The 14,539-nt window shown below is 40.0% G+C and carries 11 protein-coding genes; 3 read left to right on the forward strand and 8 right to left on the reverse strand.

Annotated elements, in window-relative coordinates:
- Nucleotides 1-20: 20 nt before the first annotated feature.
- Entirely contained in the window at nucleotides 21-575 is a 555-nt protein-coding gene (locus tag IPI99_08095) for a DUF255 domain-containing protein (protein MBK7340474.1), read from the reverse strand.
- A 106-nt stretch (nucleotides 576-681) separates the two neighbouring features.
- Nucleotides 682-1,680: a bifunctional diaminohydroxyphosphoribosylaminopyrimidine deaminase/5-amino-6-(5-phosphoribosylamino)uracil reductase RibD gene (ribD, locus tag IPI99_08100; protein ID MBK7340475.1), complete on the reverse strand. Its 999-nt coding sequence runs from the start codon at nucleotides 1,678-1,680 to the stop codon at nucleotides 682-684.
- 62 nt (nucleotides 1,681-1,742) lie between these two features.
- Between ribD and IPI99_08105 the strand changes: the two genes are divergently transcribed.
- Nucleotides 1,743-2,366, forward strand: a complete 624-nt coding sequence (locus IPI99_08105; GenBank protein MBK7340476.1) for an aquaporin — start codon at nucleotides 1,743-1,745, stop codon at nucleotides 2,364-2,366.
- Between the two features lie 57 nt (nucleotides 2,367-2,423).
- On the opposite strand, the gene IPI99_08110 is transcribed toward IPI99_08105, so the two are convergent.
- Together IPI99_08110 and glmM are read right to left on the reverse strand one after the other, a co-directional pair.
- Nucleotides 2,424-3,569 carry a cysteine desulfurase gene (locus IPI99_08110; GenBank protein ID MBK7340477.1) on the reverse strand — a complete coding sequence of 382 codons (1,146 nt, stop codon included), beginning with the start codon at nucleotides 3,567-3,569 and terminating at the stop codon, nucleotides 2,424-2,426.
- Complete coding sequence (glmM, locus tag IPI99_08115) at nucleotides 3,566-4,939, reverse strand: phosphoglucosamine mutase (GenBank protein ID MBK7340478.1); 1,374 nt, start codon at nucleotides 4,937-4,939, stop codon at nucleotides 3,566-3,568. Before glmM ends, IPI99_08110 begins: the two co-directional genes overlap by 4 nt.
- Before the next feature lie 134 nt (nucleotides 4,940-5,073).
- On the opposite strand from glmM, the gene IPI99_08120 reads away from it, so the two are divergent.
- Nucleotides 5,074-5,655 carry a phosphatase PAP2 family protein gene (locus tag IPI99_08120; protein MBK7340479.1) on the forward strand — a complete coding sequence of 194 codons (582 nt, stop codon included), beginning with the start codon at nucleotides 5,074-5,076 and terminating at the stop codon, nucleotides 5,653-5,655.
- An 83-nt stretch (nucleotides 5,656-5,738) separates the two neighbouring features.
- Here IPI99_08120 and IPI99_08125 read toward each other — a convergent pair whose 3' ends face one another.
- From IPI99_08125 to kynU, 4 genes are all read right to left on the reverse strand, one after another.
- Nucleotides 5,739-7,100: a T9SS type A sorting domain-containing protein gene (locus IPI99_08125; protein MBK7340480.1), complete on the reverse strand. Its 1,362-nt coding sequence runs from the start codon at nucleotides 7,098-7,100 to the stop codon at nucleotides 5,739-5,741.
- A 10-nt stretch (nucleotides 7,101-7,110) separates the two neighbouring features.
- The gene (locus IPI99_08130) at nucleotides 7,111-8,016 is read right to left on the reverse strand and encodes a nucleotidyltransferase (GenBank protein ID MBK7340481.1); all 906 of its coding nucleotides are present in this window, start codon (nucleotides 8,014-8,016) and stop codon (nucleotides 7,111-7,113) included.
- A 111-nt stretch (nucleotides 8,017-8,127) separates the two neighbouring features.
- On the reverse strand, nucleotides 8,128-9,384 hold the full coding sequence (gene fahA / locus IPI99_08135; protein MBK7340482.1) for a fumarylacetoacetase: 1,257 nt from the start codon (nucleotides 9,382-9,384) through the stop codon (nucleotides 8,128-8,130).
- A gap of 234 nt (nucleotides 9,385-9,618) precedes the next feature.
- Complete coding sequence (kynU, locus tag IPI99_08140; GenBank protein ID MBK7340483.1) at nucleotides 9,619-10,878, reverse strand: kynureninase; 1,260 nt, start codon at nucleotides 10,876-10,878, stop codon at nucleotides 9,619-9,621.
- A gap of 632 nt (nucleotides 10,879-11,510) precedes the next feature.
- Between kynU and IPI99_08145 the strand changes: the two genes are divergently transcribed.
- Nucleotides 11,511-14,513: a T9SS type A sorting domain-containing protein gene (locus IPI99_08145; protein MBK7340484.1), complete on the forward strand. Its 3,003-nt coding sequence runs from the start codon at nucleotides 11,511-11,513 to the stop codon at nucleotides 14,511-14,513.
- The last annotated feature ends 26 nt before the right edge of the window (nucleotides 14,514-14,539 follow it).

Raw genomic sequence — 14,539 nt, forward strand, 5'->3', positions numbered from 1 at the left:
TTTAAGAAAATGCAAAATTCCTATTTTTTATTGCTTGATTTGAATTTTTCCTGGAATGTACTCCAAGGAGTAGTTTTATAAAAATTGCCGCCGAAATAGTTAGAGATCATTTCAAAATCATCCGCATCCCAGTATCCCGGAATAGGTTGCAGGGTATTGAGGTCTTCATCAATAAAAACCACTGTAGGATAGGAGAGTTGGCCATTGGCTATCTCAACAGCAAGTTCATGATAGCCTCTGGTACCTCTAGGAATAAATTTGTACGATTTATTTTTGAAAATGATATCCTGAGTTTGCTCGGCATTAAATTTTATTGCATAAAAATTTTGATTGACATATCTCACTATTCTTGGGTCTTGAAAAGTGGAAGCATCCATCCTTTTACACCAACCACACCAATCTGTGTATAGGTCAACGATCAATTTTTTAGGTTCTTTCTTGACCAAATCCTGAGCAGATTCCCAGGAGATCCACTTGATAGATTCTCTTTGGGCCTCTGCCTTTGAGGTCAAAGCCAAAACGAGAACAAGGGGGAATATGCGGGAAAATCTTTTTTGAATAGATTGAACGGTCATGGAAAACACTTTATGAAAAAATCGTTTTACAGAGCAAAATAACGATGATCGATCCATGTTTTCAAGTCGGGACAGGAGAAAGCAAACAGGTTTAAAAGAAATTTAACTATATCGGTCTGATAATATTGATTTCATCGCCGGAAAGCTTGATCTTATTGGATAGTTTGCCCTTTAGAGTCGGGGCCGCGACTCCGGTATGGAGCAAAAGAGGCGATCGAATGACTCTGGCTTCATCCCACAATTGGGAGTTGATAAAAGTCTGTATTGTTTTAGGCCCGCCTTCTACAAGTAAAATTCCAAGACCTTCAGCGTATATATTTTGGAGCAATTGAAGGATGTTCACGATTTTTCCTTGTGAAAAATCAATGCTCAGACTAAAATTCGATTTTCCAGCGTCATTGAGCATGTTTCTGTCTTCAGGGTGATTTGAAAAAACGATAGGCTTTGGGTTTTTTCCTGGGACCAATCTGGTCGTCAGTTCCGGTAGATCAGTAAAAAAAGTATTCCTTCCAACGGCTATTGCATCAACTTCCGAGCGCCATCTGTGCACAAGGATGTCAGAAAATATGTTACTGATTTTTGTCCTTTGACCTTTAGCACTAACAAAACCGTCCATTGATTCTGCCCATTTCAAAATGACATAAGGTCTTTTAACTTGTTGGTTGACGACGAAGGGTTTGCATGATTGTAAACACTCCGTTTCATTTACAGGGCCGGTGACTTTAATGCCTTGACTTTGCAAAAATTCAACTGACTTTCCGGACATAAGCGGATTGGGATCATAGCACCCAAACACAACATGGGGGATTCCAGAGTCCAGTATTGCTTGGGTACAAGGACCAGTTTTGCCCCAGTGATTGCAGGGTTCAAGGCTGATATAAATAGTTGATTTTGGAAGTAAGGTCTTGTCTTTTTCTTTGACTGAAAGCAAAGCATTGATTTCAGCATGGGGTCCTCCGAAGTGTTTGTGGTAAGAATGGCCTATGATACGATCGTCGGCTACGATAGCACAGCCAACCTCCGGATTTGGAGAAACACGACCTCTGCCATACTTCGCAAGACTTATGCAAAAATTTATATATGTTTTATGCGAAGATGTAGCCAATTTTTTTTTATTTTGTGTAAGATTAAAATAGAGAACATTGTTCACTAAAACTTGGAATTTGCATGAAAAAACTGATAGCTGAATTAATAGGTAGTTTTTTTATTTGTTTTGTAGCATGTCTGTGTTACAACAGTAATCTCGGACAAGTTAGCGGAATAGTCATAGGACTTGCCCTCATGGGAATGATTTATGCGGGAGGACATGTTTCTGGAGCGCATTACAATCCTGCCGTGACACTGGCTGCGTTGATCCGTGGTAAGATATCTGTAGCAGAAGTACCGGGATATATTTTAGTGCAATTGGTAGGTGCTTTACTTGCAGGACTGATGGTTTCTACTTTTTTTCTTGGTGTTGCAAAATCGGTTGACGTTGGAATGAAAGTGCCACAGATGATGATGGGAGAAATGCTTGGGAGTTTCGCTATCGTATATGTGTTGTTTAATGTTGTTGGTTCAAAAGATACTGCCGGAAATTCTTTTTATGGCATAGCCGTAGGATTGACTCAGGCGGCGATTATTATTGCAATGGGGAGCATAGCTGTAGTCGCATTGAATCCTGCAATAGCTTTATCATGCGTGGCTAGCGGAGTGATTGGATTCAAAGATTTGTGGTTATATCTGGTAGGTGAGCTTCTAGGCGCAGTACTAGCCGCATTATATTTTGTTTATATACACGGCAAGAGTTGAGAGAAATTTAATTCGATTAAAAATTAAATCTCTTACTCAAATAAAAAAGTTTCTTATTTAATATTTCTTTTTAATTAGCTTGTCCAAGGTATACAGGCAATAATCCAATTCTTCTTTTGTGTTTTTTGTAGAAAAAGAAAAACGGACCGATCGTCCTTTTGTCAGGGGTTTTAATTTGGAAATGACACCGGAAGGTTTTTCAGCTCCTGAAGAACAAGCACTCCCTCCTGATGCCGCAATGCCTGCAATATCTAGATTGATCAACAGCATATCACTGCCGCGATATTCAGGTATCTGGAAATTGAGAATTTTTGGGCAGTAATTTTTTTGAGGCGTATTGATTTCAATTCCGAGATCCAGATCCACTAATTTTTTCCTCATATATTGATGCAGTTCATCTATATATTGAAAGTCGTCTACGCGGGATTGGTACTTGTATTCCAATGCTTGTGTCATGGCAGAGATCCCGAGTAGATTTTCTGTTCCCGATCGTTTATCCCTTTCCTGGCCTCCTCCATGCATCATACAATGTATGGCTGCCGGAGTTCTGGCAAACAAAAATCCAACTCCTTTCAGGGCATTGAATTTGTGTGCTGAGGCGCTTATAAAGTCTACTCCCAGTGAATCCAAATGGTAATCATATATACCGATACCTTGCACTGTATCTGAATGAAAAAAAGCCTGATGATTTTTACAGATTTCTGAAATGGTATTCAGAGGATGTGTTGAGCCGATTTCGTTGTGAACATGCATCAGAGAGACGAGACATTTCCCTTTTATGGCTTTTAGTTTTTCTTCCAGGATATCCATGCTCACCAATCCAAATTCATCCACGGGAAGAATATGTAGTTTTATTTTTTGCTGATTGGAATAGTAAAGCGCGGTTTGTATGACAGAAGGATGTTCTATATCGGTGGTCAGAATATGTTCGATTCCGAGATCATGAATTGCTGATTGAAAGATGGTATTATTGCTTTCTGTACCACACGATGTAAAAATGATCTGACTTGTAGTGCAATGAAATAAATTGCTGATCATACGACGACTTGACTCCAGTAAATCTCTGGCAGACACACCCTCAGTATGTATGGAGGATGGATTGCCAAAAAATTTAAAGGCAATATTTTGTAGATCTGCAGCTATTCGATCATCTAGCGGAGTTGTTGCTGCATGATCCAAATAAATTCGTTTGCGATCTGTCATAGATTTTTGAGCTGTTTTTTAAGTGAGGAAATCAATGATTCTGCCTCATGTAAAGTTTTTGCTTCGCTGTAAATTCTGATGATTGGTTCTGTGTTTGATTTTCGAATATGTATCCAGGAATCCGGAAAAACTAATTTCAATCCATCGTTGGTGATAAAATCAGCATTTTGATAATGTGGCGTAAGATTTGAAATAATATCGGCAAATGCAACTTGTGAGGGAATTTCCATTTTGTCTTTACACATTTCAAATACCGGATAAGTTTTCTTCAGTTCAGAAAGTGTCATTTCTCTTTCTGCCATGAGCGACAATATCAATACTATTCCAACAAGACTGTCTCTGCCATAATGCAAATCTGGAAGTATGATGCCTCCATTGCCCTCACCACCTATGACAGCATTGTGTTTTTTCATTTCAGTCACGACATGAACTTCTCCGACCGGGGATGCAGAATAAGTGCAACCATATTTATTTTCTGTGAGGTGTTTTAAAGCCAAACTGGAAGATAGATTGGATACTGTGTGTCCTTTATGTTTTGACAAAATAAAATCGGCAGCAGCAACCAAGGTATATTCTTCTCCAAAATAATTTCCATTTTCATCTACCAGGGCAAGCCTGTCTACATCAGGATCTATTGCAATGCCGAGATCTCCCGATTGTGCTGTTCTTTCCATGAGTGCGGACAAATGCTGAGGCAATGGTTCCGGATTGTGGGCAAAATCACCTGTGATTTCGGCATTGATCAAACTGAATTCGCAATTGAGTTTTTCAAGTAGTTTTGGGATAGCTATGGCACCGGTAGAATTGATACAATCCACCACAACTTTGTATTTTTTTGTTTTAATTTTTTGAAGCGGAATAAAATCCAATTTCAGTATTTGATCTATATGTATATCTATTGTATCAGAAACTTCTGATAGAGATCCTAATTTATCTATTTGAGCAAAGTCAAATTGAGCTTTATGGACTGCCTGTATAATGTGGTTTCCTTCTTCAGCTGAAATAAATTCGCCTTTTTCATTCAGCAATTTCAGCGCATTCCATTCTTTTGGATTGTGGCTTGCTGTCAAGATAATTCCACCTTGAGCATGATAATGTGGTACAGCCATTTCTATTGAAGGTGTAGTGCTCCAACCTGCATCGATGACATGAATACCCATACTTTGAAGTGTACTGACTACCAATGCGGAAACTATTGAACCTGATATTCTACCATCGCGTCCGACGATTATTTTGGCTTGTGGATGTTTGCTCAAAACACTGGACGCATAGGCAGCAGAAAACCTTACGACATCTAAAGGTGTCAGATTATAGCCCGGTTCACCACCTATAGTCCCTCGTATACCTGAAACTGAAGCAATCAAACTCATCTCTACGTTTTCGTGCAAAAATAAGTCTCCGGGATGATAAAAAAATCAGAACTTGGCTGATGATGCTCAGATCATTAGATTTGCATAGGCTAATCTGATCTCAGAAGAGAGGCGGGCCGATAAATAAAGAATGCATGGAATGGATACAATTGGATAAGCAAATTTTTGAGTGGATAGTGACAGAAGGACGTACTACTTTTCTGGACAGTATTCTGCCATTGTGTCGAGATAAATTGTTTTGGTTGCCCTTATATCTCGGATTAGTTGTTTATTTGGTTCAGATCAGCGGAAAGGATTCCTGGCGATGGATACTGATGATTATTTTGACCGTAACGCTTTCAGACCAACTGAGTTCTAATGTTTTAAAAAATAAAGTCAAAAGAGTCCGTCCTTGCAGAGATCTAAGTATCAAGGATGAATATTTTACACTGATCAATTGCAGTGGAGGATATAGCTTTCCCTCTTCACATGCTACAAATCATATGGCGATAGCCAATTTTATTGGACTCAGTTTTGCTTCAAAACAAAAACGACTGAAGTGGATGTTGTACGTCTGGGCTTTGATCGTGGGATTTGCTCAAGTCTATGTAGGGGTACATTATCCGATAGATGTGGTTGTTGGTTGGCTCCTCGGATTTATGGTAGGACTTGCCACTTATTTTCTTGCACAAATCTGGATCAAAAAAAAGGATAAGCATGTCAATCCTATAGCATGATTTCATTTGGATTAATATCCGTCATTGAATTCCTAAAATTTACATCCTGATTTGTGCAAGAAATACAAATCCATTTCAATGGATCATTGGACTATTATTTTTTTTGTGATTTGATGTTTGCTGTCACTCAAAGAGAAAAAATAAATCCCGGATAAAATCTGAGGGAGTTGAATCATCCCTTCTGTTGTGGAAATTTGTCGTTGATCATCGAAAACTAAATTGCCACAAGCATCGCGGAGAGAATATTTTAAGCTTTCATATTGTAGTAGTTGAGGAAATTGAAATCGGATGGTTCTGTCCATTCTGTTATGATCAATAGAAATTTTTTCCGGATTGCTATCTTCAGTAGCTACAACGTCCCAGGTGACCAATTCGCTCCGGTGATTCATGATGACCATTCTCATAAAATCAACTTGTTTAGGAGTAAAAAGAACTTGACAGGCATCATTAGAATAGTCCATATAATTTTCCCACATATCCGGAAAATCTACGGGAAATTCAAATTCGCATGAATTTTTCTCAGGATCGCATCCGTCATCAATTGAACTGGAACCACAATATGGAGTATCATCTATTCCGTCATCTTCTAATACACCATTGGAGTTTTCGCAAGCGGGAGCTCCGGTTATCTCATCTCCTTTGTCTGCCCAAATATGTCTTAATCCAAGATAGTGACCACATTCATGTACCAGAGATTTACCTTGCTTGAAAGGATCAAATTCAGATGGCAAATTTTCGGCAGCAGGATTATTGTCGCTGATGAATTGATATTGCATCACGATACCATCTGCTCCAATTCCATCGAGAGAATTTTGAGGCCAATTAGGTAAATTCATGGGAGGAGTTCCGAATCCGATGATTCCGATGGATTGCATTCCAAAAAATTCAATCGGCATGTCAACAGTCCAGATGTTCAAATACTTTGTCACATCCCATGGATTATCTCCTCCTGTGAGAGAGGATTTCATGTCAATGTTGATACCGGAACCAAACAGATCCATTACAAATTTTCTGGTGACTTGCTTGTGAATGATACCTTTTTGCGCTTGGCCCGCAGTATTTTTTGTTGCAATGTAGAATTCAATTTCAGCATCTTCCGGAGTCATTTGAAATATGGATCTCAACTGACCGATGTCGCTATTTCTTGCACGGAAAGCATCGTTCAATATTTCAATTTGTCTTTCTAAAATTTTATCTGACAAATTCTCTTCAGGTTTCTGCAGATGCCACAATACGTGGAACACAACTGGAATTTTTAACACTCCTCCTCCTCTCGGCAATGCCGAATTTTTAAATTCGGAAGTGAGGGATTTGTAGACATTCTCGATTGGGGAATATTTTGAATGATACCTGTCGTACATGATCTCATTCCCACAATGAATTTTGGATTGTGCACTCAATAAATTGGTCAAAAGGATGCAAATACATAGAATTTTGAGTTTCATAAAATTAGGTTTAATTGTGTATAATTGATGGATAATATCCATTAAGGATCATTTTGTTAAATGATTGTTGGACGTGTTCTTTGTCCTCTTTGTATGTTACGCCAAACCAGGTTGAAGGAGATTCGATGACATCTACAGAGATCTTTTGGCTGTCTATCAACTCTTGTATGAGTTCAGGTATATAAAATTCTGCGTTTTTCTCATGAATTCTCTTTTTCAAAAATTCATTAAAAAAATCATAAGCGAAATCGAAATAATTGGATTGGAAGCCCCACATATTCATTGACACAGGCGTCTGTGGATCTAATTGATGGATTTGGCCTTGCTCAGGATAGTAGATACCGTTGTCGGGGCTTGTCTCAATACCCTTACACTCATCTACTCTCATGAGTTTATTATTGATTACTTTGCAAATGCCTCGGTTTACTGCTCCGTTTTCTGAGAGTGTGTTCCTGAGTGCATAAGCGACCACAGCATAACTCTCAGGTTTCGATTCATTCAGAAAAGTATACAATTCGCAGAGAGCTTCTCTGCCATAGTAATCATCTGCATTGATCACTCCGAATGCCTCTTGGATCGCATCTTTTGCTACCCAGACGGCATGACCGGTTCCCCAGGGTTTGGTCCTTGATTCAGGCACTGTGAAAGGTTCCGGGAGCATGTCCATCTCCTGAAACACGTAATGCAAGTCCGCTTTGGCCTGCCAACGGGCTCCGATCTGATTGATAAAATCGTCTTTGAAACTCTTCCTGATCACAAAAGTGATCTTTTTGAATCCGGCCAAAAGTGCGTCATAGATGCTATAATCTATGATGGTCTCCCCATTAGGCCCAAAAGCATCAAGTTGCTTCAAGCCACCATAACGGCTTCCCATACCGGCTGCAAGAATAAGTAATGAGGGCTGCTTCTTCTGCATCAAGATGATTTTTTGTAAAAGTATAAATTTAGACTGGAATGAAATATCACCATTCAGAGAATTCTGATCAGCTTTCTTGAATTGTACCTTGCATGGCTTCAGAAGCGTTGCTCAACGCTGTGCCGGACTGATGATCCCTTTGGCTGAGCCAAAACCTATTCGGTAAGCATCTGCCTGTGCAAAAGCAGTCATCTCAAGTTCGTCCCCGTCTTCCAGAAATGAGCGTAGAGATCCATTACTCAATCGGAGTGGTTTGCTGCCTTTCCAGCATAGTTCCAACATACTGCCGTATGATCCCGGGTCAGGACCCGATATTGTACCGCTGGCACAGAGATCAGCGACGCGAATGTTGCAACCATTGATGGTGTGGTGAGCCAGTTGTTGGGCCATGCTCCAATACAGGTAACGAGTGTTTGAAGTGCAGATCAGGTCGCCATTGAGCCTTACCTCGAGCTGGATGTCATAATTGTTTTTTCCGGTTTGTTGAAGATAAGATTGTTGTGCGACGCTGGTTTCCGGTCCCTCTACTTTAAAAGCCTGCAGTGCGTCCAGGTCCACGATCCAAGGGGCAAGGGTCGAGGCAAAGTTCTTAGCGAGAAATGGCCCCAGTGGCACGTATTCCCATCGTTGGATGTCACGTGCAGACCAATCATTAAATAATGCCAATCCTTGAATATAAGATTCAGCCTGATCTATGGGAATGGATTGTCCCATCTGAGTGTCTTTTCCAATAACAAAAGCCATCTCCAATTCAAAATCCAGTTGGCGGGAGGGTGCCGTTATGGGTATCTCTTCTTTGCCGGGAATTATCTGTCCATAGGGACGTTGTATATTAGTTCCGGAAACGACAATAGAGGAAGATCGGCCATGATATGCTACAGGCAAATGCAACCAGTTTGGAAAAAGTGCATGTGCCGGATCTCGGAACATCATCCCAACATTTGTTGCATGTTCTCGGCTGCTATAAAAATCTGTGTAGTCACCCACTCGTATTGGCAAATGTAGTTGGACCTCTTCAAGAGGGATCAAATATTTGCTCAAGCTCTCCTGTTTGTCCAGGTTTTTGATGTCAAAAAGTTCTGCCAATTGAGAGCGGATAGCTCTGACAAAGCTTTTACCAAATTCGAAAACGCCATTGAGTTGGCGGTGTTGCAAACAGTCGAGTTTGCCAAAATGAATATCCAGATGTCCATCTTTGGCCAGTTCAAACAGATGGATGATTTTGTCACCTATGATGCTGCAAGGTCTTGGTGAAAGATGAGGAGTTGAAAAAATTCCCAATGGTAAATTCTGAACCGGAAAATCTGTATCAATCGGGTAGGGTATGAAACTCTTAGCCTCTGGAGCAATAATGACGGGAACTGACATATGGTTTAGTTTTGATGGCGGGCAGTAATGCCTTACGATTGTTTAACAGAAATAGTGACTGCTTGTTTGGACAAGGAATGACATGACGAATAATTCCTTTGGATGAAGCAGATATCCTCATTGGTATCTGTTAAGATATGATGTATGTGCGATAAGAAATTTATTTCTAAATGAGAAAAACGCAGGTTCAGGCATGTACATCTTTTATTTCAAAAATTAATCCAAGAGTGTGATTCAGCTACTCTTTCCTTCGTAGAGTAAGCTCTCTCTGAGCACGTCACAAAAAGCATCTATATCGGATTCATCGTTGTAGAGCGGGACCGGAGCTACTCGAATGACGTCCGGTTCTCTCCAATCGGCGATGATATTTTTAGCCGATATTTCGTTGTAAAGACTCTTGTCGGCATTTTTGATCCTGAGAGAAATCTGGCAACCTTTTCTTTCGTTTTCTTGAGGCGTGATGATTTGAATGGCGGGATGTGCTATGCCATTTATCCGGTGAAGGAAATAATTGGACAGTTCGAGTGACCTTTTCCTGAGTTGGTCCATACCTGCTTCTGCAAATACTTCAAGACTAGCCATCATGCAGGCCATTGGCAATATAGGCGGATTGCTGAGTTGCCAGCCTTCAGCACCCGGCATCAACTGAAGTTGGTCCGACATCTTGAAACGAGTGGCCTTATCGTGGCCCCACCAGCCTGCAAATCTAGGTATGTCAAACTGCCCATGGTGTCTACTATGGACAAAGCAGGATGCCAGACTCCCCGGACCTGAGTTGAGGTATTTATAGCTGCACCAAACTGCAAAATCCGGTCCATCATCGTGAAGTCTGAGTCTCAGATTGCCAGCTCCATGCGCCAGATCAAATCCTACCATTGAGCCCTGGGCTTGTCCCCAGCGCACTATGTCTGCCAATGGATAAGCTTGTCCGCTGTAGTAATTTACAGAGCCAATCAAGATCAGTGCTGTCTCCTCTCCATTGACTTTGATGAAATGTGCGATTTCCTGATCTGAAATGATCGTTTCTCCGGGAGAAGGTTTAAGAATTAGCAGTGCATCAGCAGGGTCGAAACCATGAAATCTAATCTGCGACTCCACCGCATATCGATCTGAAGGAAAAGCACTTGCCTCCATGATGATTTTGTATCTTTTTTTGGTAGGTCTGTAAAAACTGACCATCATGAGATGCAGATTGACGGTGAGTGTATTCATTACCACCACTTCTGAACTTAAAGCACCAACAACATCAGCCATACGATCCGTAAGAAATTCATGGTAGTGTACCCAAGGATACTTCGCCTGTTCATGCCCCAATACACCGTGATGGGCCCAATCGTCCAGCTCTTGTAAAACAAAATTTCGCGTGCTTTTTACCTGTAGACCCAGAGAATTTCCACAAAAATAACGGTATTCACCTTTTGAATTGAAGGGGATGTGAAATCTGGACTTAAAGGCACTTAAGTCAGTATGAGTCGAAATAGTTTGATTGGACATGAGCAAAATATCAAATGCGAAATTGAGATTTTTTTTTTGTCTAGCAAATATTTTCTGTTGCCTGCATTTTTTGTGCAATGGAACAACCGGCATGCTCATCATAATTTGAAGCCGTTTGATGATGGTCAGGAGAGAATAAATATTGCTCCAGACGTCTTCATCCATGTTTTAGCAATCAAGTTTGGCCCGACGAAATGTTTTTAGCTTACCTTTTATTAAAACGCTTTGAAAACTGAATGAACTTGTTCATTGAAATAATACCTGAAGAAAAAATGCCTCAATTCAGGAAAATTTATATTTTTGAACAACAAACATTATGAAATTTGACAAATATCACTATATTTGTTTTGGAACAATAGTTGACTAAGATGCCTGAACTAGTGAAAATGATCAACACATTGGTATTCAATATTAAACATAGGAGTTTAATATGTATATCTAAAAATTGAATATCAAAATATGGAGGTCAGCCATCAGGAGATGTGCAGATTTTTTCAAGCACCTAGAATTCATTGTTTAAGTTATTATTATTTTGCTGATACATCCTCATAGTTTCCGGTTGCAGAGGATATTTTTCGTTTAATAACCATTTGCTGTAAGAATTTTTATCAAAAACCTTAAACAAATTAAAAATGAAAAAAATCGGAATTATTTTTAAAGTCAATGTTACATTAGTTGCAATATTGATATTAACGAACACTTCTTCACTTCGTGGCCAGGCTTTCCAATGTGGCACTACATCCTCGGCATCTGACCCTGGACCAAATCAAGGATCAGGAAACTGCCTTGAAACATTTGAAGGTTTGAGTGCCAAATGTATAGAGATCCAGATACATCTGATCAATAATACGAACAATCCGATGCAAGACATTCCGGATGAGTTAATTGTGCAATTTATTGAACAGGTGAATTTGATATTTGGCGATTCTAAAATTCGCTTTTCGCTTGGAAGTAACTGTCCGCACAGAACTGCTATACCTTCTATCACCAATGATGTGATATTCAAAAACAAAGTCGGAGAACCTATAAATTTTAATCCGGATCCTGATTTAGCTTGGGATTTCGATGCGATCAACGTCTTTTTTTTCCAAAAGGAGTTGGGAAATGGTGCAGCATATGCTCGGTTTATTGAATATCCATATGTTTATTTGGGAGGATTTGACGGATTATTAAGTTTTAAAACTGCAGCACACGAATTAGGGCATACTTTATCTCTTATCCACACCCATGGAGGGGGAGATGTTGGGATTATCTCAAACTCATTGTCATGGGAATGTAAAGATGGTTCAAATTGGGATTCGACGGGTGATAAAATTATGGATACACCGGCTGATCCGCTTTCGCAAGACGTAAATCCTGCAGATGGACTACCGGATGCGAAATTAAATTGTGATGAAAATCCTCCTGCTAATGTAAAAGACATATGTATGGATGCCACAACGCCATGGCATGTACCTTTTCACAATGTGATGAGTTATTACTTTTGTCCACCTTATGAATTTTCTACTTGTCAAAAAGTAGCAATGCACAACCGATTGGAACTTGTTTCTAAGCTCAAGTTGGATTGCAGTGAAGACTTGTACAACGACCCTCCATGCGCTGACATTGAGATAAGTCAAAATACAAAATGGTCTAACCTAGTCATTCATATGTGCCCAGGCCAAAGGATCATCATCCTTCCTAATGTCACTTTGACTATCGAAAATTGTACCATTACAAAAGGCGATAAGCAAGCACCAAATCCCAATTGTCCCACTCTCGTGAATAATGGAGCATGGGATGGTATTTATTTGGGCGATGTTTCTGTTGGTCCGGGCTTTAATTTTGGCTTGGTAGTACCTGGTTATTCAGGAAACAATCTCATCATCAGATCCGGTTCCAGAATCGAGTACTCAAAAAATGGAATAGTCGGAAATAGAAATTTCGGCAATATTTTGGTAGAGAACTCTACATTTGAGCATAATGGTAGGATAGCTAAACTAAGTGGCAGTGGCAATCTCAATATTAACAATTCAACCCTGAAAGTTGACAAGCCATCTGATATATTTCATCTTAAAATTTATAAAGATCAGATCCATTGTATTAAGTCAGGCGTGTCACTTTATAATACCAATTTTGAGATAGTAGAACAAAGTACGAGTGTTATTGGGATCAACTCCATTAACGGGAGGGTCTCGACAAATAAATCTACTTTTAAAAACTTTAACATTGGTATTTTTAAAGATCTTGGAGGCTCTCTTAGTGTATTCGATTGCGACTTTCTCTCATGCTACGATTTTGGCATAAAAAACATGTGTAACTCTGTAGTTGTAAAGAAGAGTTATGCTGACTGTACAATTGGTTCCTTTGGGGTGGCCTTGGGAACATATTATAACAATCATTTTAAAGATGATCTGGTGCTGAATAATGTACAAAAGTCAAACAAAATTTCCGAAAATTATTTTACCAGCCAAATCAATGAAGCTATCATCTGTCTGACAAAGGACAATGCTCTGTCTGATGCTGTATGCAATACCTGGAAAGGATCAATTGCCGTGGAATCAGATGCATCAAAGACGCCTATGGATTGGGGAAATGAAGATCTACCAAGCGGTAACCGATGGACGGCTTCAGGTGTACCTCCCACTATGAGCAGTGAGATTAGTATAACTAATTGGGAGAAACCAAATGATCCTTCTTATATTTTTAATTATTTGAGCAAATTTTATGGAGATAAAAGTATTTCAAATACAGTGCTTTGTGCCTATCCACCCGCTCCATTACAGGGCTCAAATCCTCCAGGTGGTTCGACCGGTGGAGGAGATCAGATCAGTGTAGATTGGCAAGCTTTGGATGCAGCTTGGACGGGATACCGGCAGCAGATCAATGCTCTACAAGCATCTCTGTCCGATCAAGGATCCGCACAGGATACAGCTTTATTGCTCCAGATTGAGGACTTGCAAGTAGCGATGGGTCAAGTGGTCAACGAAGGCCTCCAAGCGATCCATCAAGCATCGGATATCCAGACGATGACGACTTGGATGAACAGAGCAGGTACTGAAGCCTCATTGTATATCTCCATGATGAATGCATTATTGGCATCTGACTGGACGCAGGCAACATCAATCGCTGCTGTACAAACATCGGATGATATCAATGTGCTGACAGACAAGTTGCAATTGATGAGTATCATCAACTACCTCTCAGCATTACATGCAAACGGAGTAGCATTGGCTGGACTTGATACAGTTCAACTCAATCATCTGATAGACCTTAGTGACGACAGCTTTGGAGATTATACGGCATGTGTCCGTACTTTGATCAATCTGCTATATGATATTCAGGTATCAGACCCTTTGCTCCAGAATCGATCGAGAGGGCTTCAGTCTCCCGGAAAAACTAAACTATCTGCAAATGATAAATCCCTGATCATCTATCCCAATCCTACGAGTGGAGTTCTTCAGCTCAGTTATCCTGTATTAAGTGTTTTGCATCTGGAACTTATTGATGCCAAAGGAAGGGTGCTGATTGAACGAAAAAATTTTCAAGGCAAGGATTTGGACATTAGTTCGTTATCATCAGGGACTTATTACCTCAGATATAAGTTGGGTGAAGTGGGCAAATCCGAGATACAAACTATAGTGAAAATGTATTGAATTAATCCTTTTAGCACAAGTGACCC

The organism is Saprospiraceae bacterium, from assembly GCA_016710235.1.
Lineage (GTDB): Bacteria > Bacteroidota > Bacteroidia > Chitinophagales > Saprospiraceae > Vicinibacter.

Excerpts from the sequence above, each read along its gene's own strand:
- IPI99_08095 (MBK7340474.1), bottom strand. The coding sequence starts at position 575 with ATGACCGTTCAATCTATTCAAAAAAGATTTTCCCGCATATTCCCCCTT.
- IPI99_08105 (MBK7340476.1), top strand. The coding sequence starts at position 1,743 with ATGAAAAAACTGATAGCTGAATTAATAGGTAGTTTTTTTATTTGTTTT.
- IPI99_08110 (MBK7340477.1), bottom strand. The coding sequence starts at position 3,569 with ATGACAGATCGCAAACGAATTTATTTGGATCATGCAGCAACAACTCCG.
- glmM (MBK7340478.1), bottom strand. The coding sequence starts at position 4,939 with ATGAGTTTGATTGCTTCAGTTTCAGGTATACGAGGGACTATAGGTGGT.
- IPI99_08120 (MBK7340479.1), top strand. The coding sequence starts at position 5,074 with ATGGAATGGATACAATTGGATAAGCAAATTTTTGAGTGGATAGTGACA.
- IPI99_08125 (MBK7340480.1), bottom strand. The coding sequence starts at position 7,100 with ATGAAACTCAAAATTCTATGTATTTGCATCCTTTTGACCAATTTATTG.
- IPI99_08130 (MBK7340481.1), bottom strand. The coding sequence starts at position 8,016 with ATGCAGAAGAAGCAGCCCTCATTACTTATTCTTGCAGCCGGTATGGGA.
- fahA (MBK7340482.1), bottom strand. The coding sequence starts at position 9,384 with ATGTCAGTTCCCGTCATTATTGCTCCAGAGGCTAAGAGTTTCATACCC.
- kynU (MBK7340483.1), bottom strand. The coding sequence starts at position 10,878 with ATGTCCAATCAAACTATTTCGACTCATACTGACTTAAGTGCCTTTAAG.
- IPI99_08145 (MBK7340484.1), top strand. The coding sequence starts at position 11,511 with ATGAAAAAAATCGGAATTATTTTTAAAGTCAATGTTACATTAGTTGCA.